Raw genomic sequence first — 22,407 nt, 5'->3', positions numbered from 1 at the left:
TATGATAACGGAAAAAGAAGGTGAAGCACAATGAAAGGGCATTTTGTTAAACGTGGAAGCAAATGGACTTTTATTCTTGACATCGGACGAGATGAGAAAACAGGAAAAAGAAAACAAAAGTGGTTTTCAGGCTACAAGACAAAAAAAGAAGCAGAAAAAGCCTGTGCTGAAATGATTGCGCAAATTGAGAATGGAAAATACTTCAAAGAAAGCAAAATTGCTTTTAAAGACTTTATTCAGGAATGGTTAAAAACAGTTGCTAAACCCACTTTACGAGCAACCACTTATACTGGATATAAAAGCGCAATTCAAAGTCGCCTTATCCCTGCGTTTGGAAACAAAAAGTTAATAGATATTAAGCCAGTGCAAGTTATGAAGTTTTATAGTTCTTTATTAGATGAGGGAATTTCAGAAGAATTTGTTTAATATATCCACAGCATTCTCACAAATTCTTTTAATACTGCGGTAAAATGGGGGCTGCTTAAAAATAATATTATGACCAATGTAGATCGCCCGCGCCGCAAGAGAAAAGAAATGCAAGTATGGACACTTGAAGAGGCTATACGTTTTTTAGAAGAAGCTAAGAAAACAAAACCCCATTTTTATATGCTTTATCTCCTTGCTATCTTTACGGGTATGCGAAGAGGAGAAATCTTAGCACTTCGCTGGAAAGATTGTATGCTTGATGAAGGAAAGATTAGCGTTAGCAAAACGCTCTCTTATATAAAAGGACAGGGCATTGTTTAACAGGGCGTTCCAATCGAATCGTTTCTATATCCGAAATGCTGATTGAGGAATTGAAGAGGTATCGCTTGTATCAGCAAAAAATGAAACTTAGGCTTGGAAATGCTTATCAGGATAACGGATATATTATCTCCAAAGAAAACGGCAAACCGATTAATCCTAATTATATCTTTAATCATTTTAAGAAATTGCTTCAAAAAGCAAATGTTCCTCCCATTCGCTTTCATGATTTACGACATACACACGCTACCATTATGCTGAAGCTTGGTGAACATCCTAAAATTGTTTCTGAACGTCTTGGTCATTCGAGTATTCAAATGACATTAAATACTTACAGCCATGTCACACTGGATATGCAGAAAGAAGCGTCCGACCGTTTTGAACAAGCTATAAAACACTACAAGCAATCACTTTAGCACAATAAAGGTTAGCAAAATGTTAGCAATTGAACCTTTCAAGGAATAAGAGAAAAGATTAAAAAAGCAGAAAACCCTTGATAATACTGGATTTTCTGCATCCCCTCTTTTTTATTCACTACAGATATGTTTACATGACTCTTTTAAACATCTTCTCAATGTCATACGTTGAGAAATGAATAATGATCGGTCGGCCATGCGGGCAGGTAAACGGGCTTGTCGTACGGCGAAGGCGCTCAATAAGTGCTTCCATTTCTGCGTGCGTCAGGTAACGGTTGGCTTTGATGGCAGCCTTGCACGACATCGTAATCGCCGCCGCTTCCCTTAGCTTCACTACATCCACCTTTTTCGTCATTAGCACCATTTCCACCATCTCTCGCAGGATGGCTTCTTCTTCGCCGCGCGGCAACCAGCGGGGATGGGAACGAATAATATAACTGTTCGTACCGAACGGCTCCATATGCACACCAACGCGCTCAAACCAGTCGCGATACTCTTCCACCGCCGCCGCTTCTACCGCTGTCAGCTCCAACGTAATTGGAATCAAAAGCTCCTGGCTCTCCACCGCTTCTTCTCGCAACTTATCAAGGAAATACTCGTAAAAAATCCGCTCCTGTGCCGCATGCTGATCAATCATAAACATGCCGTCCGGATTTTGCGCAAGAATATAGGTACCATGCAACTGTCCGAGCGGATACATCTCCGGCACCCGCATACTACCCTCACACGCTTCCTGTGACTCTACTTCCTTGCATTCATGTTTTCCGTACTCGCTTCGATGTGGTTCCGCAAGATTGGACGGAAACACTTGACGCTCCTCTTCCGATAACACATCTGTCGAGGTTCGGTGTTCGGACACATAATCCGCATCTCGGTCCGACTGATATCCATCATAAGACAAACCATCCTGCGAAGAGTATGTTGCCACTTCATCCTCGTCCCGTGCTTTGACCATTTCCCGCTTCCATTCCAGATCACGCTTTTCCGGCTGCTCCGACCACTTGAAGGCGCGTTCCTCTTCCCGGTTCCATGCCTTCTCCCGATCGGAAAAAATATTCCCGCTGTCCATAACCCCAACATGATTTCCGGCTTCCTTCCGTTCATCTTGCGCTGGCACAAATAAGGACCAATCCATCGACGCTTGGTACTCGTTTTTTTTCGGACGCGGCCCAAAGGATGTCGGACGCTGGCGCCCCGGCTCCGGAATAAGACGCTCCCGGCTCCAGACATTCTTCACTTCCTGCTCGACAAATCCGTACAATTCTTGGTCTTTACTGAAACGCACTTCCAGCTTCGCCGGATGTACATTCACATCCACAAGCGTAGGCTCCATTTCAAGCGCAAGTACCGCAATCGGGTAGCGGTTAATCGGCAAGAGCGTATGGTAGCCGCGCAGAATCGCGTTCACAAGCCCCATATTCCGAATATAGCGCCCGTTCACCAATGTAGAAATATACGTTCGGCTGGCACGGGTAATCTCCGGTTTGGCAAGGTAGCCAAACAGCGTAAAATCAAGGGATGCCGCCTCAATTTTGACCATATTGCGGGCGACGTTCATACCGTACACCGCAGCGATCACCTGCAACAAGTCTCCGTTGCCCGATGTGCGCAACAACTGCTTCTGGTTATGCGTCAGTAAAAATGCGATATCCGGATGCGACAGCGCAAGCCGATTCATTACATCAGACACATGGCCGACTTCCGTATGAATTGTCTTCATATATTTCAGGCGGGCCGGCGTGTTGTAAAACAAATCTGACACAATCACTTCCGTACCACGTGGATGGGCAACCGGCTCGTATCCTTCCTCCTTGCCGCCCGCGATGCGAATGCGCGTTCCGCCTGTCCCATCTTTGGGCGTGCTTTTCAGTTCCACGCGGGAGACGGCCGCGATGCTCGGCAGTGCCTCGCCGCGAAATCCAAGCGTTCGAATGCGGGCAAGGTCTCGTTCCCGTTTCAGCTTGCTGGTAGCGTGCCTCTCAAATGCCAAGCGGCAGTCTTCTTTCGCCATGCCGCAGCCGTTATCCACAACCCGGATCGAAGCAAGCCCGCCTTCCTCCAGATGTACCTCAATGCGTGTGCTTCCTGCATCAATCGCGTTTTCTACCAATTCCTTTACAACGGAAGCCGGGCGCTCAACTACCTCACCAGCCGCAATCAGATTAGCTAATTGGGTATCCATGACCTGTATAACCGCCATCGGCATCACTCCCTAAATATAGACTCCTGTTCTCTACGACAATATAAGTGCTGAAATAACCAAAACATATCATTACACTTGTTGCTTTAACTCGAATAAAAAGTTCATCGCCTGCATGGGCGTCATATTCAGCAAATCGGCTTCCCGCAGTTTTTTCAGCACTTTTTCTTCTGCGCGCCCCAGCGTAGCAACGCCGGATTTTTTCTCCGGTTTCGGCTGAACCGGCTCGCTGAACAAAGCGAGTTGCTGCGGCTCTTCGGCCGCCGCAAAAGCCGTCACCGACATATGTTCCTGTTCCGGGCCGGACATCTTGTTCCTGTTCGCCGCTTCTTCCGGCGCAGCTTCCCGCACTACTGCGCCCTCATACTCCTCCAGCAACCGGTTCGCCCGATCAATAATACGCTGCGGCAAACCGGCAATTTGTGCACAGTAAATACCGTAACTTTTATCCGCCGGGCCGCTGACAAGCTTACGCAGGAAAATCACGTTGTTGTCCGTCTCGTTGACCGCCATGTGGAAATTTTTCAGTCTATCCAGCGTCGTCTCCAAATGAGACAGTTCATGATAGTGGGTAGAAACAAGCGTTTTACAGCCAATATCATTATGCAAATATTCGATAACCGCTTGGGCAATGGACATCCCTTCCGATGTTGATGTGCCCCGGCCCAATTCATCAATAATCACAAGGCTACGTTCTGTCGCATTGGTCAGCGTCACTTCAATCTCTTTCATTTCTACCATAAACGTGCTCTGGCCACCCACTAGGTCATCCGCGGCGCCGATGCGGGTAAAAATACGGTCTACCGGCGTAATCTGCGCAAATTCAGCCGGCACAAAACTGCCCATCTGCGCCATAATCACAATTAAAGCAACCTGGCGCATATAGGTGCTCTTCCCGGCCATGTTCGGCCCGGTAATAAGCAGGATTTGCTGATGGGTACCAAGTTCTGTGTCATTCGGCACAAACGGTTCGCCATGCAGCACCGCCTCTACTACTGGATGACGGCCGTCCCGAATCACAAGCGGGCCCTCCGTAAGAATTTCTGGCCTGACATAGCGGTTGTCCTGCGCTACTGTCGCGAGCGACTGCAAGACATCGACCGTGGCCACCTTAAGAGCCAGCGCCTGCAACCGTTTGACTTCGCGCGCTACTTTTTCCCGGATTTCTACAAACAGCTGGTACTCCAGTTCTGATCGCTTTTCCTCCGCCTCAAGAATAAGGGCTTCTTTTTCTTTTAGCTCCGGCGTAATAAAACGCTCCGCGTTGGCAAGCGTTTGCTTGCGCTCGTAACGTCCTTCTGGAAGCAACGAAAGGTTTGCTTTCGTCACTTCGATATAGTAGCCAAACACTTTGTTATAGCCGACTTTAAGCGAACGGATACCTGTCGCCTGACGTTCCTGCTGTTCAAGGGCCGCAATCCATTGCTTGCCTTCACGGCTTGCGGTACGAAGCTTGTCCAAATACTCGTGATATCCTTCTTTAATCAATCCGCCTTCTTTTACAGCAACCGGCGGATCGTCGACAATGCCGCGGTCGATCGTTTCGATCACATCCGGGCATTCATCCAGCCCATCCAGAACTTCCTGCAACGCAGCAGAATCATTTGCCACTTCGCGCAGCGCCTGTTTAAGTGCCGGAATCGCGAGCAGCGATGTTTTCAGTTGCACCAAATCACGCGGACTGGCTGTTCCGTATGCAATGCGCCCCGCAAGCCGTTCTAAGTCGTACACCTCTTTTAAGCATGCGCGCACTTCATCCCGTGCCATCCAGCCGTCCAGAAGCGCCTGCACTGCCGCTTGCCGCTTCTCGATTTCGCTTTTGCTGAGCAGCGGTTTGTCAATCCAACGGCGCAATAAGCGCCCTCCCATTGCCGTCACCGTCTGATCCAGCAACCAGAGAAGCGAACCTTTCTTGGACTTGTCCCTGATTGTTTCCACCAGTTCAAGGTTACGGCGAGTGAACTGGTCAAGCACCATGAACGAAGCCGCTTCATACAGCGTAACTTGATGCAGATGCTCAAGCGAACGTTTCTGTGTCTCGCGCAAATAGGAAAGCAGGCCGCGTGTCGCCGTCAGCATCGCTGGCGTGCTTTCCTTCGTTCCTTTCACTTCACTAAATAACGCTGCAAAGCCTGCACGGACATCTTCCCCATCCTCTGCGACATCCGGCGGCCGCTTCGTCACTACGATCGGATAAAGCACAAGCATTTCTCCCAGCTCGTCGTCCTCTTCCCTTCCCGTCAACAGCACGACTTCTGACGGGCGATACTGCATCATTTCATCAAGCAGAAGCGACCGCGTTCCCACTTCTGTCGTATAAAATTCCCCGGTAGAAATATCGCACGCCGCAAGGGCGTACACACCATCCTTCTGGAAGACAGACACCAGATAGTTGTTTTCTTTATCCTGCAAGAACTTGCCTTCCATTACCGTCCCCGGCGTAATCACGCGTGTCACTTCACGACGCACAACACCTTTGGCCTGCTTCGGGTCTTCCACCTGTTCGCATATGGCGACTTTATACCCTTTTTCAATCAATTGAGCAATATATGTGTCAACCGAATGATACGGAACACCGCACATCGGAATTCGCTCCTCGCCGCCCCCGTCCCGTCCGGTCAACGTAATTTCCAACTCCCGAGAAGCGGTGAGCGCATCCTCAAAAAACAACTCATAAAAATCACCCAGCCTAAAGAACAGAAATGCGTCTTTGTACTGGGCTTTAATCGCGAGGTATTGCTGAATCATCGGAGTATATTTCATCGGTTTCTTCTCTCCTGTGTCTGCTTTTTCTCTTGTTTTATTATAACACACTATGCTCGTACGCTCGACTGGCCGTCAACTCCGGATGAAACGGCGGAAGCTTCCAAACAGGGCGGATGTCAGCAAACTCTTCCCATTCAACACGGGATAGTACAAGCTGCGCGAACGGTTCGAGATACGATTCATATCTTGCGTAGGATTCCAGAAGACGTAAATCGTTCCAGAGAAACGGGAGCAGCGGCGCCAGCGCCTCACGATCGCCGTTGTAAAACGCCCGGTACATCTCCGGATCAAGCAATGGCAATTGGCGCAGTTTCCGATATGACAGCGCAATCACATGACTTAATGCCAGCACGCCGCGCGCCACCTTCGGAGACGTAAGCCAGCTTGGTAGCGTGCGATACTCAAAACCTCCATGAAACTGGAACCGCATATCTCCCAAACACCCATACTTCGGGCGGCGCAATAGCGAACGAGAGCTCTCGATCATAAAAACTGGAAGCGCCAGATACGTGTCCAGCGCGCGCAGCAATTGCGAATTTGGGGGCAGCCCGCCAAAATGCACATGTCCGCCGATCGGATAGCCGGAGAGCGGCATCCCGCCTGCCACCCACTCAATTTGCTCCGAGCCAATTTTACGGATACCTATCATCATAGCGTGATATATATTGCGAAACAGCTCCCTGGCATCCGCCCCCGGCTCAGGCCGGATTTCAGCCAAAGGCAAATGTTTATGAGTAAGATCACTTCTCAACAAGATCCTGTCACACCCGACAACCCCTTCTTTCGGAAGGTAACTGGACGCCATGACCGCTTTTCCCTCGGCGTTCCGCAGTACAAATTCCACATCAGCACCAAGCGTAATATCGACTGCATCACATGCGTATCCCTGACAAAAACGTTCCACACACGCTATAAACTTGCGTGCCAACGTATGTGTCATACGAAAAGTAGGAGCAACATCCAGCACATATATTCTTCCACGCAAATCTACCCCGAAATATACCGCCGCAAAATCGAGGCCAAGTGCATATACACTTTGTACCGCGTATTGCGTAACACGCCGGATTTCCCTGATTTTCTGGTTGACCTCTATCTCCCGATATTTGTCCTCCCCTTCACGAATGCGATGGTTCAGCCAAAGACTACGGCCGGAGGAGCGATACAGGCTCACTATCTCCTGCTGAAACACGATCGCTATGTAACGCCTGATTGTGGCGGAAATATCTTTCTCTTTTGCAGCAGATACATTATGAATATATGGAATGTCTGCCGCCGTAAGCATCGCTCGTTTCGTTTCCGGCTGTGAAGCATTGTGGAGCGCTTCCCGTCCATTTAGCACGACAACGTACGTTTCTAGGCACGACAATCCCGCGTCTTCCCACTGTAATATAATATCTGGGCAAGAGGAAGGTACGACAGAGCCGCTTTTACCCTTCCACTGAACAAGCAAAGCGGCATCAGGCTGCCTATCATTCGGATACAGCAAAAAACAGTCCATGCTATGGCCCCTTTCCCAATAATAATGATTGAAAAAGAAAAAGGGAGGACGTTCCCTCCCACGGTTATAAGCTCCTTATGCGCGGTTTAATCGAGGAATGTATCAGGATCTAAGTCCGTAAAGTCGTCCAGTTCTTCGAATTCATCGATGAATATGTCGTCTTTGTCGTCATCGTCGCACAAATCGCAAACAAAGACGCAAAGCTTAGTCTCACCGATCACCTCTACCGCGTATTCACGCTCAACCGTGACCACGATCCCCCCGCCGGGCTTTACCTTCGCCTCCACACAGTTCGGCTCCTGTGTCACGCGCGCCGTTACCTCCACATCTCCACGGCAATTGTGGTCGTAGTAGGAAAGGGGAACGACATCCACAAACTTCACGGTTTCCTTCAACACGGTTGTTTCTCTGTTAGTACTCTAATTGTATAAATCAAATTTAAACTTTACGTTCATTATCCTCGTCTTATCGTAAATATCGATTCGCTCGATCAATCTATGGAACAGCGCACGCAGTGCCTGGATATCATTAAGATCAATGTTATGACGGTTATCCAGCACTTCATTTAATGTATACACCCTGTTTTCTGCTTTCTCGTTTTCTTCCATCTGTTTACGGGCAGTCTCTATCTGCTGATCCACCGTCTTCATCTGGCTTTTTAATCCTGACAAAACTTCACGAAAGGCTTCTGCATCGAACAAGTCACTGCTCGCAGCGATATTCACCTGCTTTTTCTGTAGCTTCTTTCTCTGCTCTTGCAAGGCCTGCAATTTAGCCTCCAAAGCATTACTTTTCGTTTTGTTCCGTGAACGAAATGACTGCTTTGTGGATTTTTTAAGCTCATTCATAAGTAACTCAAAAATCGTCCTCTCTAAATTCTGAGCCGGAACCGGATCATGTACGCAAACGGTATTTCCGTATTTATGATTCCTTCCGCATTTGTAATAGCGATAATTGTACTTTTCGTTATATGGCTTTGTAGAACGAATCGACACCATCCCTGCTCCGCACTTGGCACAATACAGAATGCCTGACAACGGATACTTGGCCCGGTTTGATGTTTGTCCTACCCTGGCCTGCCGCTCTTTCATAATTTCTTGCGCTTTTAAAAATGTAGTGCGATCAATAATCGCAGGATGCGCATCTTTCGCAATAACAGGATTTCCGGTTTCAACATATTTTCGATTCTTTTTCACAAGATTCTGATTTGAATCATATACCCGCTCCAGCTTTGCCCGTTTTGTTCCATATACGACATCACCGGTATACACTGGGTTCTCCAGTATTTTGCGGATCGTAGCTTGCTGGAAACGGTTATTGTTGGCTGTCTTGTACCCCATCTCATTTAATCGATTGGCAATAGTAAGCGTGCCAATTCTGTCGTTTACATACAAATTGAAAATCATTCGAACAACTTCTGCCTGCACGTCATCAATTTCCAGACGATGTGTATCCGCATTACGTACATATCCGAACGGAATTTTGGAAGCTGGCCATTTACCTGAACGTGCCTTTTCCCTAAACCCCGCTGATACACGACTGCTGATGCGCTCAGATTCCACTTCTGCCATAAAGTTGCTAATCTTGAATAGTAGCTTCGATTCCGGGCGTTCTGAATCATACCCGTCATTCGATTTAATTCGGACACCAGATGCTTCCAGAATCCGCACGATTTTCAGATTTTCTTCCTCGTCACGTCCCATCCGCGTAATTTCTTTAAATAATACAACTTTAAATTTCCCACTTTTCGCATCTTCGAGTAGCTGCTTCATCGCCGGCCGTTCCAGAATCGTCGTGTAGTATCCGCTATATCCCTCGTCTACATAGATAAAACTTTCATTCGTATAATAATCCGAAGTGAAGTTTCGACTCATGTAGTCCTTCATTAAAGAAATCTGATGCTCAATGGAGTCCCCTTGCTGATCAGTGGAAACTCTGGCATAGATGGCAACAGGTATCATGTCATCACCCTTTTATTGTAATGTCACTTCCCGGTGTGCCCGCCAACCTACAAAAAAAGACCGTCACGCAGACGGCTCAAAAATTTCGACTTCCACATCATTTCCATATCTCTCCTTATGAAAGATAAGGATTTGCTCAATGAAATATTGTGAAATGGGTTCATTGCCGTATTCAATGTTAAGAATTCGAATCATAAGCATCACCCGATATTATCTTTATGGTGAAGGATTTACTAAAATATCTTGTACGACTTTTTATGCCTGTACTTATTTTAGTTACATGTTTTATGAAAATGACTTACTACAGAGCATGTGATATTAGGTTAATAAAGCAGACACAAAATTCCCGCGAATTTTTCGCTTAATTAGAGGGAGGTGGCTAGCTCTTACCACATGGCCTTCCGTATGGTATATATAACTGGCATGTTACTAGATGAAGAATAAGAAAAACCGGGCATTCGCCCGGTTCAGTTGAATGATATTAATTAGCAGCAATCGGAACAGCGCTTAGCAGTTTCTACTAAACGCCGACAAATTTGATAGAGCACTATTCCATTTATCTACATGCTAAATTTTTTGATTTATTTACATGTAAATGAAACGCTCCCCAATTCCGCAAACTGAACGAGAATCGAATCGCCCGGCTGGAAGGAGATCGCTTCGGATATGGCGCCACTCAGCACAATATCCCCTTTCTTTAAGCCTTTTCCGATCTCTCCAAGCTTGTTCACCGCCCAAGCAACCGAGGTAGCAGGATGTCCCAAAACGGCAGCACCTGCTCCTACTGTAGACAGTTCCCCATTCTTGGACATGATCATTCCTAAATTTCCCAAATCCAGTCCGGCAGGAGACATCCATTTGCTTCCTACTACAAAACGTGCTGAAGAACAATTATCTGCAATTACATCCGCAAGAGTGAATTTAAAATCTAAGTAGCGGCTGTCAATAACTTCGATTGCTGGTGCTACATATTGGGTTACCTGCAAAACATCCGCTGCAGTAATATTGGTTCCTTGAAGATCTTCTCCGATGAAAAACGCGATTTCCGGTTCCGCTTTTGGATGGATGAGTTGATTGAAATCAATGGGTTCCCATTCCAAAGCCAGCATATTATCCATCAAATATCCGTAAATGGCCTCGTGAACCCCCATCATTTGCTGCTTGGCCTTACTTGTTAGACCAAGTTTCAACCCAATTCGTCGAGCACCCTCTTGTTCTTTTTTTTGAATCAATTTTTCCTGTAAGACATACGCTTCCTCAAAAGTCAAATTCGGGTATTTATCCGTGACTTTTACGACTTCCCGCCGTTCCTTCTCCGCTGACAAAAGATAATCAACAATTTCCATCCTTGCACAATTTCCATCTTTACGCCTCCACTTTTTGAGCTCTGGCCAATTCGGCTGCTACGTCAAGGATCATGTCTTCTTGCCCCCCAACCACGTTTCTCTTTCCAAGTTCAATCAGGATATCCCGTGGATCAAGGCCAAACCGCTCGCTCGCCCGCTCCGCGTGAAGGAGAAAGCTAGAATAAACGCCCGCATACCCCAGAACCAAGCTTCCTTTATTAATCTCTTGTGGTCGAGGAAGCATCGGTCCGACAATATTCTCAGCAACATCCATTGTTTTGTAAAGATCGATTCCTACATCAATTCCCATTCGATCCAATACAGCTAATAAGACTTCCGTCTGTGTATTTCCCGCACCTGCTCCTAAACAACGAATGCTGCCATCAATCCGCGTGGCCCCCTCTTCAATGGCCACAAGCGTATTGGCAACGGCAACAGATAAATTATTATGTCCGTGAAAACCAACCTCAATATCTAAGGAATTACGAAGGGCGCTGATTCGCTCACGAACTTGATCAGGCAAAAGAGCACCAGCCGAATCGGTTACATACACCGCTTGCGCACCATAACTTTCCATCAGTTTGGCTTGTTCCACCAACTTCTCTACAGGAGCCATATGGGCCATCATAAGAAATCCTAATGTTTCCATTCCCAATTCGCGTGCCACGCTAATATGCTGAGCCGATACATCCGCTTCTGTTACATGCGTCGCAACCCTAACCAATCCTGCTCCGAGCTGTCGTGCCTGTTTCAGATCATGAACGGTACCAATTCCGGGCAGCAAAAGAACCGCCACTGTTGCCTGTTTACACTCTTCTACGGCAGCTTCAATCAATTTCATTTCATCAATAAGAGAACGACCGTATTGAAGTGTCGAACCTCCTAAGCCATCGCCGTGACTGACCTCAATATAGTGCATGCCTGCATCATCCAATGCGCGTGTAACTTTGCGAACCTGTTCTTCCGTATATTGATGTGCCATAACGTGACTTCCGTCACGTAAGCATACTTCTGTGACTTTAATAGGTTTGTCACTTTTGCGCTTCATCTGTACTCACCTCTTCCTTTCTGTCTATTCTTCACTTGCAGCCATTTCGACTGTTGCCTAATTTAAAATATTACGGGCAAAATCCTCAGCTACGCGTGTCGCTGCAGCAGTCATAATATCTAAATTCCCTGCATATTTCGGGAAGTAATCCCCTGCTCCTTCTACTTCAAGGAAAACCGTCACGCGATTTTCATCAAAAAGGGGGGCCTGTTTGAGTCGATAACCCGGCACATATTGCTGCACGATTTCTACCATGTCATAAATGGATCTGCGAATCGCTTCTTGATCCATATTCTTTACTTCGCAATAGACAGTGTCGCGCATGAGAATGGGAGGCTCGGCCGGATTGAGGATGATAATGGCCTTTCCCCGATCAGCACCGCCCACTTGTTCAATTCCTCGGCTTGTAGTAATCGTAAACTCATCAATGTTGGCACGTGTTCCCGGACCTGCGCTTTTGCTTGAAATCGTAGCCACAATTTCTGCATAGGATACGTCAGCCACACGATTAACGGCATGGACAATAGGAATTGTTGCCTGTCCGCCACATGTAATCATATTGACATTCTTAGCATGAAGGTTGGCACCCAAATTAACGGCCGGACTCACAAACGGTCCCCTGGCAGCAGGGGTAAGATCAATCGTCAATTTTCCCAATTCCTTTAGGACTTTTGCATGTCTTACATGTGTTTTGGCTGATGTCGCATCAAAAACAATATCTGCCAAATCAGGACTATCGATGATGGCTTGAATCCCGTTTGAGCACACCTGATACCCTCGATCTTTCGCACGTTTTAATCCGTCAGATTCAGGATCAATCCCAATCATAGTAGTTAATTCGATGACTTCACTTCTTTCCAACTTATACATGAGGTCTGTACCAATATTGCCAGAACCAATAATAGCTGCTTTCATTTTACTCACATTAACAACCTCCTTTACTGAAAGGTTACGGATACAGAACCTAGCGATCCAAAATGAGCTGAAATCGTATCCCCTTGTTTAACAGTCAATGCCCCGGAAAAAGCTCCCGAAAGAATCAATTCTCCTGCTTTAAGCTGAATGCCAAACTCATGCAATTTATTCGCTAACCATGCAATCGCCTGTGCCGGATGTCCAAGAACGGCAGCTCCAGAACCGGTTGCCATAAGTTCCCCATTGTTATAAAGAACCATCCCTACACTCCGCAAATCCAAACCATCCACCCTACTCAGCTTGTTTCCCACAACCACTTTCGCTGAAGAACCATTGTCTGCGACGGTATCAATTAATTGAATCTTCCAATTCGCAATGCGGCTATCAATAATCTCTATCGTTGGTACTACATATTTGGTAGCCATTAATACATCCAGATAGTTAATGTTCGGGCCAGTTAAATCTTGAGCAAGGACGAACCCTATTTCTGCTTCGACTTTCGGACTAACCAAATCGCTAATTTTTACGGTTGCTCCATCGGATACCCGCATATCATCTAGCAAATGTCCATAGTCCGGCTCATTAACCCCAAGCATTTTCTGCATAGCTACACTGGTAAGTCCTACTTTTTTCCCAATAACCTGACGTCCTTCTGTTCTCTTTTTCTTTATGACTTCCAGCTGAATTTGATAGGCATCTGTTACATTCAATTCAGTATATCGCTGTGTAAGAGGGAGCACTGGTCGCTTGCTTCGCTCTGCTTCTATCAATTCATTAGCAATTACTTCTAATAATAAATTCATAAGCCTGCTCCTTCCTTTTCTCCTTGGATACATAAAGAGTGACTCTTGAGCCACTCTTTACAACCTACCGCTATAATTTCATCGTAATAGTTTTCGCTTCGGTATAGAATTCAAAACTATGGCGTCCACCTTCACGGCCGATTCCGCTCGCCTTCGATCCTCCGAAAGGAGTTCTTAAATCTCTGTGATACCAGCAATTGATCCATAGCAAACCTGAAGTTACTCGAGAAGCTACACGATGGGCACGCCGCAGATCATTGGTCCAGACTACACCCGCAAGACCGTACATCGAATCATTAGCAATTTTCACTGCCTCTTCTTCCGTTTTAAAAGGAATCACAACAAGTACCGGACCAAATATTTCTTCCTGAGCTATCCTCATCTTGTTCTCTACATCATAAAAAACAGTTGGCTCATAGAAATTGCCCTCCGCCAATCCTTCAACCCGCTTACCGCCAATAGCAAGCTTCGCACCTTCCGATATTCCGATTTGCACATAATTTTCAATGGTTTCCAAATGACTTCTCGAAACCAGGGCTCCCATATCTGTATCTTCATCCAGAGGGTTGCCAACCTTAATCTTTTTTACATTATCAATAAAATTTTCCAGAAATTTATCATAAATCTTTTCTTGTACTAATAAGCGGGAGCCAGCCAAGCAAATTTCTCCTTGATTCCTAAAAATGGCCTCAATCGAACCTTTTACTGCCTCATCCAGATCAGCATCTTCAAAAACAATATTGGCTGACTTTCCGCCTAATTCCAGCGATACAGGGATTAATTGAGAGGCAGCATTTTTCATCACCGTTTTCCCAGTGGTCGTTTCCCCAACAAAAGAGATACGTCGAACATAAGGATGGGTCGTCATTGCTGTACCGACTGTTCTGCCTGGACCGGTAATAATGTTCAGTACCCCCGGAGGAAGACCTGCTTCATTGGCGATTTCCCCTAACATCACGGCACTGAGCGGAGTATAAGAAGCTGGCTTCACAACCACGGTATTCCCGGCAGCCAGTGCTGCGGATGCCTTCCAGGTCATTTGCATAAAAGGAAGATTCCATGGAATGATTAAGCTTGTTACACCTGCTGGCGCATATTTCGAATAGCTCATGTGCTTGGATTGATCATAATGTTCGTAATTGATATATTTGGCCATTTCGGCAAAGAAACGCAGATTGGAGGCCGCTCTGGGAATATCAAAGCCCCGGCTCTCTTTAATCGGCTTTCCAACATCCATCGTTTCCACAAGGGCCAGCTCCTCGACACGTTCCATCACAAGGTCGGACATTCTGCAAAGAATCTTCGCTCTCTCTTCAACCGGCATATCGCTCCAAACACCGCTTTCAAACGTGCGCTGAGCCACTTCGATCGCTCTTTGCACATCTCGCTCATTCGCATTCGCTACGGATGCTAGCTTTCGATTGGTCGAAGGATCAATCGTATCAAACGTCTCCCCGGAAATCGCATCTGTATATTCGCCATTAATGAATAGCTTTGCATCCTTGACTTTCATTTGATTTTCTAAAATCTTACTCATATTATTTCTCCTCCCAATCCTCAATCTCTAAAATCATTTCCACTTCAACCGCATTATTGTTTGGAAGCTGGGCCATTCCAACAGCGGATCGTCCGTGTTTTCCCCTCTCCCCAAATACTTGTACCAACAGATCTGAAGCACCATTCATCACCTTAGGTTGTTCTGTGAAATCAGGGGCACTGTTCACAAACCCGAGGATTTTGACAATACGCTTTACTTTGCTGAGTTCTCCGATTTCTTGTTTTACGACCGCCAAAAGATTTAGCATGCACTGCCTGGCCGCTTGATATCCTACCTCAACCGTTACATCTTCACCAAGCTTGCCGCGGTATTCATCCGTGCCTTGACCAGCCGTAAATATGAGGTTCCCCGTTCGGACGCAACCGATGTAATTTCCGACGGCTTGACGCGGGGTGGGCAAGGTTAAGCCTAGTTCCTGTAATTTTTGTTCAGGTGTAACCTCAATACGATTCATGATTTCATCCCTTTTTTTATTTGATATTTAAAAAACGAAGAGCATTTTCTCCCAGCATGGCCCGTTTTTGTTCTTCTGTTATCGCCAACGTTTTGTCAATGACTTCGCCTGGAGGACTTTCCCTTAACAAGAAGGGGTAGTCCGATCCCATTAAAATCCTGTCATATCCAAAACGATCAACCAGATATTGAATATTTAAAGGGTCGTTTACTAACGAATCAAAATAAAAGTTTTTAGCATAATAGCTCGGCGGCTGCTCAATTAACCTCAGATGTGGCCAAACCCTCCACCCTTTGTCAAGACGAGGAAGAATATAAGGGAATGAGCCTCCCCCATGAGCAAAGCAAATTTTTAGCCGAGGGAATTTTTCTATCACGCCGCCCAGGATTAAACTTGCCGCAGCTAAGGAGGTTTCGCTTGGCATGCCTACGGTATACATTAAGTTGTGACGAGGCATCCGTTCTCTGCCCAATGTTTCCCACGGGTGAATAAAAATGGGGACTTTCCACTGATCGCACATTTCAAAAAATTCTATCAAATATGGATCGTCGAGATTTTTTCCGTTCACATTCGTACCGATTTCAATCCCTTTTAATCCTAGTTCGTTCATGCAGCGATCCATTTCGTGTATCGCTATTTCCGTGTTTTGCAAGGGAACCGTACCAAGTCCAATAAAACGCTCCGGATTTTGCCTTACCGTTTCTGCGATAAAATCATTTTGGATGCGAACCATCACTTCCGCTTCTTCAACAGGTGCCCAATAAGAAAACGTAACTGGGATGGGGGATAGTACCTGTATGTCTACATTTTCCCGTTCCATATCATGAATACGTTTCGCAGGGTCCCATACCTGATCTGTTACTTCACGGAACACCTTTCCTGCAACCATGATATTGGCGCCGCATGTGCATGTCCTGTTAAGAATAGGCCAGCGGTCACCTTGGAGTTTTTCAGTCAAATGGGAAATGTCTTCGGGAATAATATGCGTATGGAAATCTACTCGCACTTCCACTCACTCGCTTCCGGCGGCATCACATATCCGCAATTTTTGCACGTGCGAAGATCCAAATTATTATTAAATCCGTTGATAGCTTCTTTTACCTGAATTTCAATATTGGTTAACTGAACGGTTACGCGATGCATTTCATGATTGCATTGATCACAAAACCATATAAAATCCTCCAATTCTCCTTCAGCCCTGCTACGTTCAATAACAATACCAATCGTATTTGATACCCGATGCGGAGAGTGAGGAACATTCGGCGGTAACAAAAACATTTCCCCCTCTTTTACCGTTACTACCTCACGCTTTCCCTCTGAATTCATCACTTCAACATAACAATCTCCTTTTATTTGATAGAACACTTCTTCAGACGGGTCCACATGAAAATCGCGCCGTTTATTCGGCCCTCCGATCACCTGAACCATCAATTCTGCATCTTTCCAAATCACTTTATTATTTACCGGAGGTTTTAACAGGTCTTTATTTTCCTCGATAAAATTCCACAAATGGATCGGTACGAACGCGCTCATTGTTTTATACACTCCTCCCATCATTTAATAATGGTTGCATTGTTTGTCCCTTTATGAGGACAGCGGCTAGCATATCATTCTTCAAACCGTGCAATGATCACATGATCTATTTCCAGCTGTTCTAATCGAACCCGTTTTTTTGAACAGGAGTCAAAATATGTGCGCCTAAAAAGATTTGGTGGTGTGGTTGATTCAATTATGGTAAAATGATGGTAAAGTCTTTTGCCATTTTTTAAAGCTGATTGATATTGTTCAAAAATGTCCTTAGATTTCTATACGGAAGATCAAATATTTCATATTATTTATTTGTTACTAGTTCTTTCAACTTGCTTACCTGTAATGCGTCATCAACCATGTCAAACGTACGCTGACGTTTAATTGAATTGTAAAATATAGCTTTCTTCCGGATTGGGTCGCCTGTATAATAACGTTCATATTGAAGTAAGCGCTGACCGAAAGCTTCGCCGCACAAATCCCAAGCAAGCTTGAATACGCTTACACGATCCGTTGCAGATACACCCGCTCTTCCAATATAGTAACGTTCTATATCTTCTCTTAATTCCGGATTTTCAAAATCAGCACCAGTTGGAGACAGTAATAATCCACCAGCTCCTATGGTTTGCATCAGTTCAATAGCACGTGGATACATCTTTGGTAATAAACCTCGAATCGTTTCAAGGGGTACCCAATTTGGCATAGCCTCACCCTCAGGAGTAACTTCATACTCATGCTCTGCAATACGCAATAATGCCCTTATAGATTCTACAGCTTGGATTAACTCACCAAGGCTTTCCTGAACATGTAAAAATACATCTACTCCAATTGAGTCAGCTAACCTACATGTTACTTCTGTAGCAAATTGAAGTTTTAAGAGTCCTCTCACTGCAGACTGATGAGCTGGCTGCTGGGCGATTCCTGTTTTTGGATAAAGGAGGTTTGCGGCTTCCACATTGTTATAAATAAACACTCGATCCCAGGGAACTAAAACATCCTTAAAGACTAACAACGCATCTATTTCTTCAAAGCGTGATGCCAATGGATGATCAAACAACGGACGTTTTCCATCCTGCATCGGTTCACGACAAATAATTCGAAGGCCTGGCGTATCAATTGGTAGCGCGAATGCTAGCGCATAACGTTCATCACCGGGTTTATATCCTGGGAAGGTGTAAATAATAACTTCATCTGCCACAGGAGCGAGTGTAGCCAAAAATTTAGCACCTCTCACAACAAGTCCTTCCGGTGTCTCTTTCACAGCTCCTAAATGAGTAAACATATCCTGTTGCTCATGAGAGGATTTGCTTCGATCATTTTGAGGATTGATGATGGCATGTGTTAAAAACAAGTCATTATCACGAACCAATCGATAATATCTGCGTATGTTTTCAGCCCATTGCTTATTGTACTTTTCAAAGAAACTAGAATGGCTGTACATGGAGGTAATTACTACGTTTAAAAAGTCCGGAGATCTTCCCATTAAACCAAAAGTAGCCTTCGCAAAAGCTTCAAACGCCGCTCTACGCTTAATTAAATCTTCGTAATTCTTCGGAATCAAAAACGCATTGTTCACTCTTTCCCCAGTTTCTTCACAGAAATGAGTAATCTTATCTTGATATTCCGGATCATGTTGCATATCATATAGCTTTGCGATTTCAATTACTGTCTGTCTTAATACAGGTTCATCAAATACGTTTTCAACCTTTTTTCCTGCCAGCCAAACCTCAGGCTTTCGTGATTTCACTGCATTAATGTACTGCTCACCTGTACGAATTCCCATCATGATCCCTCCCATATTCGGCATTTGAAAACACTTACATTTTAAATTAGAAGTAAAATCTTGTTTTTTCGTTTCTTATCTCCTTTCGGTTTTATCCTTAACTTATATTTTTATTTCGTACCTTATAGCTGCATTATAATATTGGATCGTCAGAATAACTGTAAACTCATTAACGTATTTTATAATTTTTTTTAAATCATACTAAAACATAAGATCATACATAAACCTGATGAGATACATTCATCAAACTTTATGATTCAAAACCCTAGAGTTCCAAACAAGGGATCTAATTTTGAATCCTCTAATGCTTCAATGCTCGTTCAGCACTGTGTTTATAATCCTAACATCCAGAAATGTGCAGGACAGCACTTCCCCGGTAAGTAATGATAAGCAGCATAAATATTCCTACCAAGTAGAAACATAGACATCGTATTCTTTACTAATTCTGTAACATTGACTCCCGCTCGCCATAGAAGAGAAAAAATACTTTTATCAATATAATTATTGTAAATATTTGAAAAATAATTATAATAAATTTAAGAATTTCTATTTTTTAGATAATATTATAAAATTCATATTTTAGGGGTGATATGATGGCAACTATATTTGAAACCGAATACAATTGGGAACCTTATTTAAAATATGGAACAAGGCAATTTGTAAAAAGAAAAACAGTGATATACAACCAGGGTTCCATTGGGGACGGGTTCTATTATCTTCACAAAGGCTTAGTGAGAATTGTGACTTCAACAGTAAAAGGGAGAAAACGGATATTAAACATTGTAGTTCCCGGCCAAATTTTAGGAATTCAATCCCTGGATCAGTACGCTCATTTTACAACAGCTGTAACCGTAAAAGATTGTGTACTCTATTATTTTCCTCGCGATCAATTTAAGGATTTAATAATGATATATCCCGATCTACGAAATCTCTTTGCTCAAACTATCATTCACAAAATGCGTATTCTTCTTGAAGGCATAAAATTGAACACGCTTTCATCCGAACAGCAAATCGCCATACTCCTCCTAAATATTTATGATGATTTTAAAAACTATAAAGTGTAATGCTACCCTCAAAAAGCGACGAAAATCAAGCAGCTTTTGTAGAGTATTCTCCCATATATACTTCCAATGGCGCCCGATATCCCAAAGCGGAATGAGGGCGCTGTTCGTTATACAAGGTAATATAAGTGCCGATGGAAGCTCGCGCTTCTTCTAGGTTCTGGTATTCGTTTGCCCAGACCTCTTCTTCTTTTAATGTGCGATACCAACGTTCCATCTTTCCGTTGCTTTGTGGATGCTTGTATGACGTTCGAATTTGCTCAATTCCCAATATCTTCAACGTGGAGACAAAATCACGACTGGTAAACTGACTCCCGTTATCCTGCACTAATTTTATCCCTTGCTCTCTCACACCATATGGAAAAGCTTCATTCACCGCTTTCTCCAGCACACTGATAGCTTCATCATCACGGCAGTAGTTGTCGAGACTCCAGGCTACAATACGGCGGTCATAGGCATCGATGATGCTCACAAGATACTTCCATCCCTCACTTGTCCAAATCTTCGTCATGTCAATATGCCAAACTTGATTGGAGGAGTTGATTTGAAAATCGACAGGCTGATAGGTGCGCTTGGCTTCATATCGCTTTTGCTTTTGTGTTAAGCCTTCGGCTTTCATCACAGAGTAAACGGTTTTCTGGTTTACTTCGATTCCCTGGCGCTTTAGTAAAGCCCAAATTCTACGATATCCGTAGGTAGGATGCTGTTGACAAAGAACACGCACTTTCTCTTGAATCACTGCCTGTTTTGGTCGTTGACGAGCACTTGGTTGGGAGAAAGTTGCCTTTGCTTTTTGACGGTAAAACGTACTTTTGTGCACACCAAGAAGACGGCATACTTCTTCCACCGATAGGTGAGAATCTTCCACTACCTCAAAGATAAATGCCCAGTGTTCTTCGCTTAGATGTCGAACGTTTTTTTTAGCTTTGAAAGTTTTACAGTCAACTTACCAATAAGTTGCTCATACTCGTCCAACTTTGCTTGAACGGCAGCGTCTTCTTTTGCTGTCTTACGTTGTTTACCCGAAAGGGCAGCCATTCCTCCTTGGATGAACTCATCTTTCCAACGGTAATACAGAGTCTGGCTAATGTTATGTTGTCGGCAAATCTCGGCGATGGATTGTTCCCCCTTCAGCCCCTCCATCACAATATTCATTTTCTCCTCTGCTGACCATTTGCGACGTTTCATGTTCCGTTCCCTCCTGTTAGCTATGATTATATCAAAAGGGATACCTCTACACATCTTATCGTCGCATTTTAGATTGGGGCACTATAAAAGTTCCTCTATCACAACAAGATCTTGCAAACTGTACAGGTCTAACCAGAATCACCGTATACAAAATACTAAAACAATGGAGAGAAGATAAAATTATACAGATCCAAAATCGCAGATTTATTATCAAAAGACCGGAACTATTAAAAAGGCTTGTAAAGGAGCCCTCACATAGCTTAAGTAAAAATGTTTGATCATTTAGGGTAAGAAGAAAAAAATATGTGAAGAATTTTCATTCATTTTTATTCGTATTTAATTTAGAAATTGAAGTTGAGCGAAGATCATCTGTCCTTTATCATATTGAAGAAAAATGTAGTTTTTTAGCAGGAATCATTTGTTATAACTTCAATGCATACTCTGGATTTGGATTTCACTCTATAAATAATTAACATACTAGAATAGGTGATCGAAAATAGGTGATCGAATGTTAGAACTTCGCTACACATGGGAACCCTTTTTAGACTATGGACAAAAACTTGAGTTGAAAAAGAACACCGTAATCTACCTCCAAGGAGAGAGTGGAAAAGGTTTCTACTATTTGAGTAAGGGAGGGGTCAAAATTTTATTTCTCTCAGATCAAGGGAACGAAAGGATTATTAACTACGTTCCGGTAGGGATGTTGTTAGGAGAACATGGAGTTCATAAAGAGAATTATCTAACTACGGCAGTTACTACCTCTCCTTCTGTTTTGTATTACTTCTCTGATGAAGATTTATCAAAAGTCTGTGCGGATCATCCAAATGCTGCAACGATATTTACCCATTCTCTCATCTACAAATTTAGGATACTAGCGGAAATTATATCCCTCCTTGATAGTGGAATAGAACACCAGATGGCTTACTATTTACTAAAGTTAGTGCACGAAAATGGGAATATTTCAATTGACCAAACATCGTTTGCTCAATATATTGGGACTTCACGCATCACTGTAAATAAAACTTTTCAGAAATGGAAACAGCAGGGATTGATTGAAATCACAGGACGGAAGATTCAGATTCTCGATATGAAGAAAATGAGCGAAATTGGGAAGGTTATGTAATCGGGCGTTTTGCATA

Annotated in this window: 22 protein-coding genes and 1 pseudogene; 6 read left to right on the top strand and 17 right to left on the bottom strand. The window is 44.3% G+C overall.

Going from position 1 to position 22,407, the window contains the following annotated elements:
• The first annotated feature begins 30 nt into the window (after window positions 1-30).
• The 3 genes from K3F53_RS19355 to K3F53_RS19350 all read left to right on the top strand — a co-directional run bounded on the left by K3F53_RS19355 (window position 31) and on the right by K3F53_RS19350 (window position 1,160).
• Window positions 31-426: a tyrosine-type recombinase/integrase gene (locus tag K3F53_RS19355; RefSeq protein WP_236781874.1), complete on the top strand. Its 396-nt coding sequence runs from the start codon at window positions 31-33 to the stop codon at window positions 424-426.
• 108 nt (window positions 427-534) lie between these two features.
• Window positions 535-747 (top strand): site-specific integrase, encoded by a 213-nt coding sequence (locus tag K3F53_RS19625; protein WP_250636707.1) that lies wholly within the window; start codon window positions 535-537, stop codon window positions 745-747.
• Between the two features lie 35 nt (window positions 748-782).
• Complete coding sequence (locus K3F53_RS19350) at window positions 783-1,160, top strand: tyrosine-type recombinase/integrase (protein WP_281423725.1); 378 nt, start codon at window positions 783-785, stop codon at window positions 1,158-1,160.
• A 130-nt stretch (window positions 1,161-1,290) separates the two neighbouring features.
• On the opposite strand, the gene mutL is transcribed toward K3F53_RS19350, so the two are convergent.
• The 15 genes and pseudogenes from mutL to K3F53_RS07200 form a co-directional block, all read right to left on the bottom strand.
• Complete coding sequence (gene mutL, locus K3F53_RS07265; RefSeq protein WP_057899178.1) at window positions 1,291-3,360, bottom strand: DNA mismatch repair endonuclease MutL; 2,070 nt, start codon at window positions 3,358-3,360, stop codon at window positions 1,291-1,293.
• A 72-nt stretch (window positions 3,361-3,432) separates the two neighbouring features.
• Complete coding sequence (gene mutS, locus K3F53_RS07260) at window positions 3,433-6,123, bottom strand: DNA mismatch repair protein MutS (protein ID WP_057899179.1); 2,691 nt, start codon at window positions 6,121-6,123, stop codon at window positions 3,433-3,435.
• Between the two features lie 40 nt (window positions 6,124-6,163).
• A complete protein-coding gene (locus K3F53_RS07255) occupies window positions 6,164-7,624 on the bottom strand; it encodes a putative amidoligase domain-containing protein (protein ID WP_057899180.1) in 1,461 nt (486 codons plus the stop codon).
• Window positions 7,625-7,710: 86 nt separating this feature from the next.
• Window positions 7,711-8,028: pseudogene (gene cotE, locus K3F53_RS07250) on the bottom strand (outer spore coat protein CotE); the annotation flags it as partial.
• A 15-nt stretch (window positions 8,029-8,043) separates the two neighbouring features.
• Window positions 8,044-9,585, bottom strand: a complete 1,542-nt coding sequence (locus K3F53_RS07245) for a recombinase family protein (protein ID WP_057899182.1) — start codon at window positions 9,583-9,585, stop codon at window positions 8,044-8,046.
• Window positions 9,586-9,648: 63 nt separating this feature from the next.
• Window positions 9,649-9,780, bottom strand: a complete 132-nt coding sequence (locus K3F53_RS19620; RefSeq protein ID WP_257721571.1) for a hypothetical protein — start codon at window positions 9,778-9,780, stop codon at window positions 9,649-9,651.
• 386 nt (window positions 9,781-10,166) lie between these two features.
• Window positions 10,167-10,931, bottom strand: coding sequence for a 2-keto-4-pentenoate hydratase (locus K3F53_RS07240; RefSeq protein WP_220559988.1), 765 nt, complete (start codon window positions 10,929-10,931; stop codon window positions 10,167-10,169).
• 19 nt (window positions 10,932-10,950) lie between these two features.
• Window positions 10,951-11,979: a 4-hydroxy-2-oxovalerate aldolase gene (gene dmpG / locus K3F53_RS07235; protein WP_057899184.1), complete on the bottom strand. Its 1,029-nt coding sequence runs from the start codon at window positions 11,977-11,979 to the stop codon at window positions 10,951-10,953.
• A 57-nt stretch (window positions 11,980-12,036) separates the two neighbouring features.
• The gene (locus K3F53_RS07230; RefSeq protein WP_057899185.1) at window positions 12,037-12,903 is read right to left on the bottom strand and encodes an acetaldehyde dehydrogenase (acetylating); all 867 of its coding nucleotides are present in this window, start codon (window positions 12,901-12,903) and stop codon (window positions 12,037-12,039) included.
• Between the two features lie 14 nt (window positions 12,904-12,917).
• A complete protein-coding gene (locus K3F53_RS07225; RefSeq protein ID WP_220559978.1) occupies window positions 12,918-13,697 on the bottom strand; it encodes a 2-keto-4-pentenoate hydratase in 780 nt (259 codons plus the stop codon).
• 70 nt (window positions 13,698-13,767) lie between these two features.
• Window positions 13,768-15,234 carry an aldehyde dehydrogenase gene (locus K3F53_RS07220; RefSeq protein WP_057899187.1) on the bottom strand — a complete coding sequence of 489 codons (1,467 nt, stop codon included), beginning with the start codon at window positions 15,232-15,234 and terminating at the stop codon, window positions 13,768-13,770.
• 1 nt (window position 15,235) lies between these two features.
• On the bottom strand, window positions 15,236-15,709 hold the full coding sequence (locus tag K3F53_RS07215; protein ID WP_057899188.1) for a RidA family protein: 474 nt from the start codon (window positions 15,707-15,709) through the stop codon (window positions 15,236-15,238).
• Window positions 15,710-15,725: 16 nt separating this feature from the next.
• On the bottom strand, window positions 15,726-16,721 hold the full coding sequence (locus K3F53_RS07210; protein WP_091261067.1) for an amidohydrolase family protein: 996 nt from the start codon (window positions 16,719-16,721) through the stop codon (window positions 15,726-15,728).
• Window positions 16,706-17,242, bottom strand: coding sequence for a 3-hydroxyanthranilate 3,4-dioxygenase (locus tag K3F53_RS07205; protein WP_057899190.1), 537 nt, complete (start codon window positions 17,240-17,242; stop codon window positions 16,706-16,708). Before K3F53_RS07205 ends, K3F53_RS07210 begins: the two co-directional genes overlap by 16 nt.
• 298 nt (window positions 17,243-17,540) lie before the next feature.
• The gene (locus K3F53_RS07200) at window positions 17,541-19,019 is read right to left on the bottom strand and encodes a 4-hydroxyphenylacetate 3-hydroxylase family protein (protein WP_057899191.1); all 1,479 of its coding nucleotides are present in this window, start codon (window positions 19,017-19,019) and stop codon (window positions 17,541-17,543) included.
• A gap of 590 nt (window positions 19,020-19,609) precedes the next feature.
• On the opposite strand from K3F53_RS07200, the gene K3F53_RS07195 reads away from it, so the two are divergent.
• Entirely contained in the window at window positions 19,610-20,083 is a 474-nt protein-coding gene (locus K3F53_RS07195; protein ID WP_246615692.1) for a Crp/Fnr family transcriptional regulator, read from the top strand.
• Window positions 20,084-20,108: 25 nt separating this feature from the next.
• On the opposite strand, the gene K3F53_RS07190 is transcribed toward K3F53_RS07195, so the two are convergent.
• Window positions 20,109-20,948, bottom strand: a complete 840-nt coding sequence (locus tag K3F53_RS07190; RefSeq protein WP_220558939.1) for an IS3 family transposase — start codon at window positions 20,946-20,948, stop codon at window positions 20,109-20,111.
• A 32-nt stretch (window positions 20,949-20,980) separates the two neighbouring features.
• Complete coding sequence (locus K3F53_RS07185) at window positions 20,981-21,268, bottom strand: transposase (protein WP_220558938.1); 288 nt, start codon at window positions 21,266-21,268, stop codon at window positions 20,981-20,983.
• A 65-nt stretch (window positions 21,269-21,333) separates the two neighbouring features.
• On the opposite strand from K3F53_RS07185, the gene K3F53_RS07180 reads away from it, so the two are divergent.
• Window positions 21,334-21,546, top strand: coding sequence for a Crp/Fnr family transcriptional regulator (locus K3F53_RS07180; RefSeq protein ID WP_220560826.1), 213 nt, complete (start codon window positions 21,334-21,336; stop codon window positions 21,544-21,546).
• A 230-nt stretch (window positions 21,547-21,776) separates the two neighbouring features.
• On the top strand, window positions 21,777-22,391 hold the full coding sequence (locus tag K3F53_RS07175; RefSeq protein ID WP_057899193.1) for a Crp/Fnr family transcriptional regulator: 615 nt from the start codon (window positions 21,777-21,779) through the stop codon (window positions 22,389-22,391).
• Window positions 22,392-22,407: the final 16 nt, after the last annotated feature.

This window comes from Aneurinibacillus thermoaerophilus, assembly GCF_019603355.1.
GTDB lineage: Bacteria > Bacillota > Bacilli > Aneurinibacillales > Aneurinibacillaceae > Aneurinibacillus > Aneurinibacillus thermoaerophilus.
The sequence above is the reverse complement of the archived record's forward strand: the minus strand, read 5'-3'. Positions and strand labels throughout refer to the sequence as shown.

Excerpts from the sequence above, each read along its gene's own strand:
- K3F53_RS19355 (WP_236781874.1), top strand. The coding sequence starts at position 31 with ATGAAAGGGCATTTTGTTAAACGTGGAAGCAAATGGACTTTTATTCTT.
- K3F53_RS19625 (WP_250636707.1), top strand. The coding sequence starts at position 535 with ATGCAAGTATGGACACTTGAAGAGGCTATACGTTTTTTAGAAGAAGCT.
- K3F53_RS19350 (WP_281423725.1), top strand. The coding sequence starts at position 783 with ATGCTGATTGAGGAATTGAAGAGGTATCGCTTGTATCAGCAAAAAATG.
- mutL (WP_057899178.1), bottom strand. The coding sequence starts at position 3,360 with ATGGCGGTTATACAGGTCATGGATACCCAATTAGCTAATCTGATTGCG.
- mutS (WP_057899179.1), bottom strand. The coding sequence starts at position 6,123 with ATGAAATATACTCCGATGATTCAGCAATACCTCGCGATTAAAGCCCAG.
- K3F53_RS07255 (WP_057899180.1), bottom strand. The coding sequence starts at position 7,624 with ATGGACTGTTTTTTGCTGTATCCGAATGATAGGCAGCCTGATGCCGCT.
- K3F53_RS07245 (WP_057899182.1), bottom strand. The coding sequence starts at position 9,585 with ATGATACCTGTTGCCATCTATGCCAGAGTTTCCACTGATCAGCAAGGG.
- K3F53_RS19620 (WP_257721571.1), bottom strand. The coding sequence starts at position 9,780 with ATGATTCGAATTCTTAACATTGAATACGGCAATGAACCCATTTCACAA.
- K3F53_RS07240 (WP_220559988.1), bottom strand. The coding sequence starts at position 10,931 with ATGGAAATTGTTGATTATCTTTTGTCAGCGGAGAAGGAACGGCGGGAA.
- dmpG (WP_057899184.1), bottom strand. The coding sequence starts at position 11,979 with ATGAAGCGCAAAAGTGACAAACCTATTAAAGTCACAGAAGTATGCTTA.
- K3F53_RS07225 (WP_220559978.1), bottom strand. The coding sequence starts at position 13,697 with ATGAATTTATTATTAGAAGTAATTGCTAATGAATTGATAGAAGCAGAG.
- K3F53_RS07220 (WP_057899187.1), bottom strand. The coding sequence starts at position 15,234 with ATGAGTAAGATTTTAGAAAATCAAATGAAAGTCAAGGATGCAAAGCTA.
- K3F53_RS07215 (WP_057899188.1), bottom strand. The coding sequence starts at position 15,709 with ATGAATCGTATTGAGGTTACACCTGAACAAAAATTACAGGAACTAGGC.
- K3F53_RS07205 (WP_057899190.1), bottom strand. The coding sequence starts at position 17,242 with ATGAGCGCGTTCGTACCGATCCATTTGTGGAATTTTATCGAGGAAAAT.
- K3F53_RS07200 (WP_057899191.1), bottom strand. The coding sequence starts at position 19,019 with ATGGGAATTCGTACAGGTGAGCAGTACATTAATGCAGTGAAATCACGA.
- K3F53_RS07195 (WP_246615692.1), top strand. The coding sequence starts at position 19,610 with ATGATGGCAACTATATTTGAAACCGAATACAATTGGGAACCTTATTTA.
- K3F53_RS07185 (WP_220558938.1), bottom strand. The coding sequence starts at position 21,268 with ATGAAACGTCGCAAATGGTCAGCAGAGGAGAAAATGAATATTGTGATG.
- K3F53_RS07175 (WP_057899193.1), top strand. The coding sequence starts at position 21,777 with ATGTTAGAACTTCGCTACACATGGGAACCCTTTTTAGACTATGGACAA.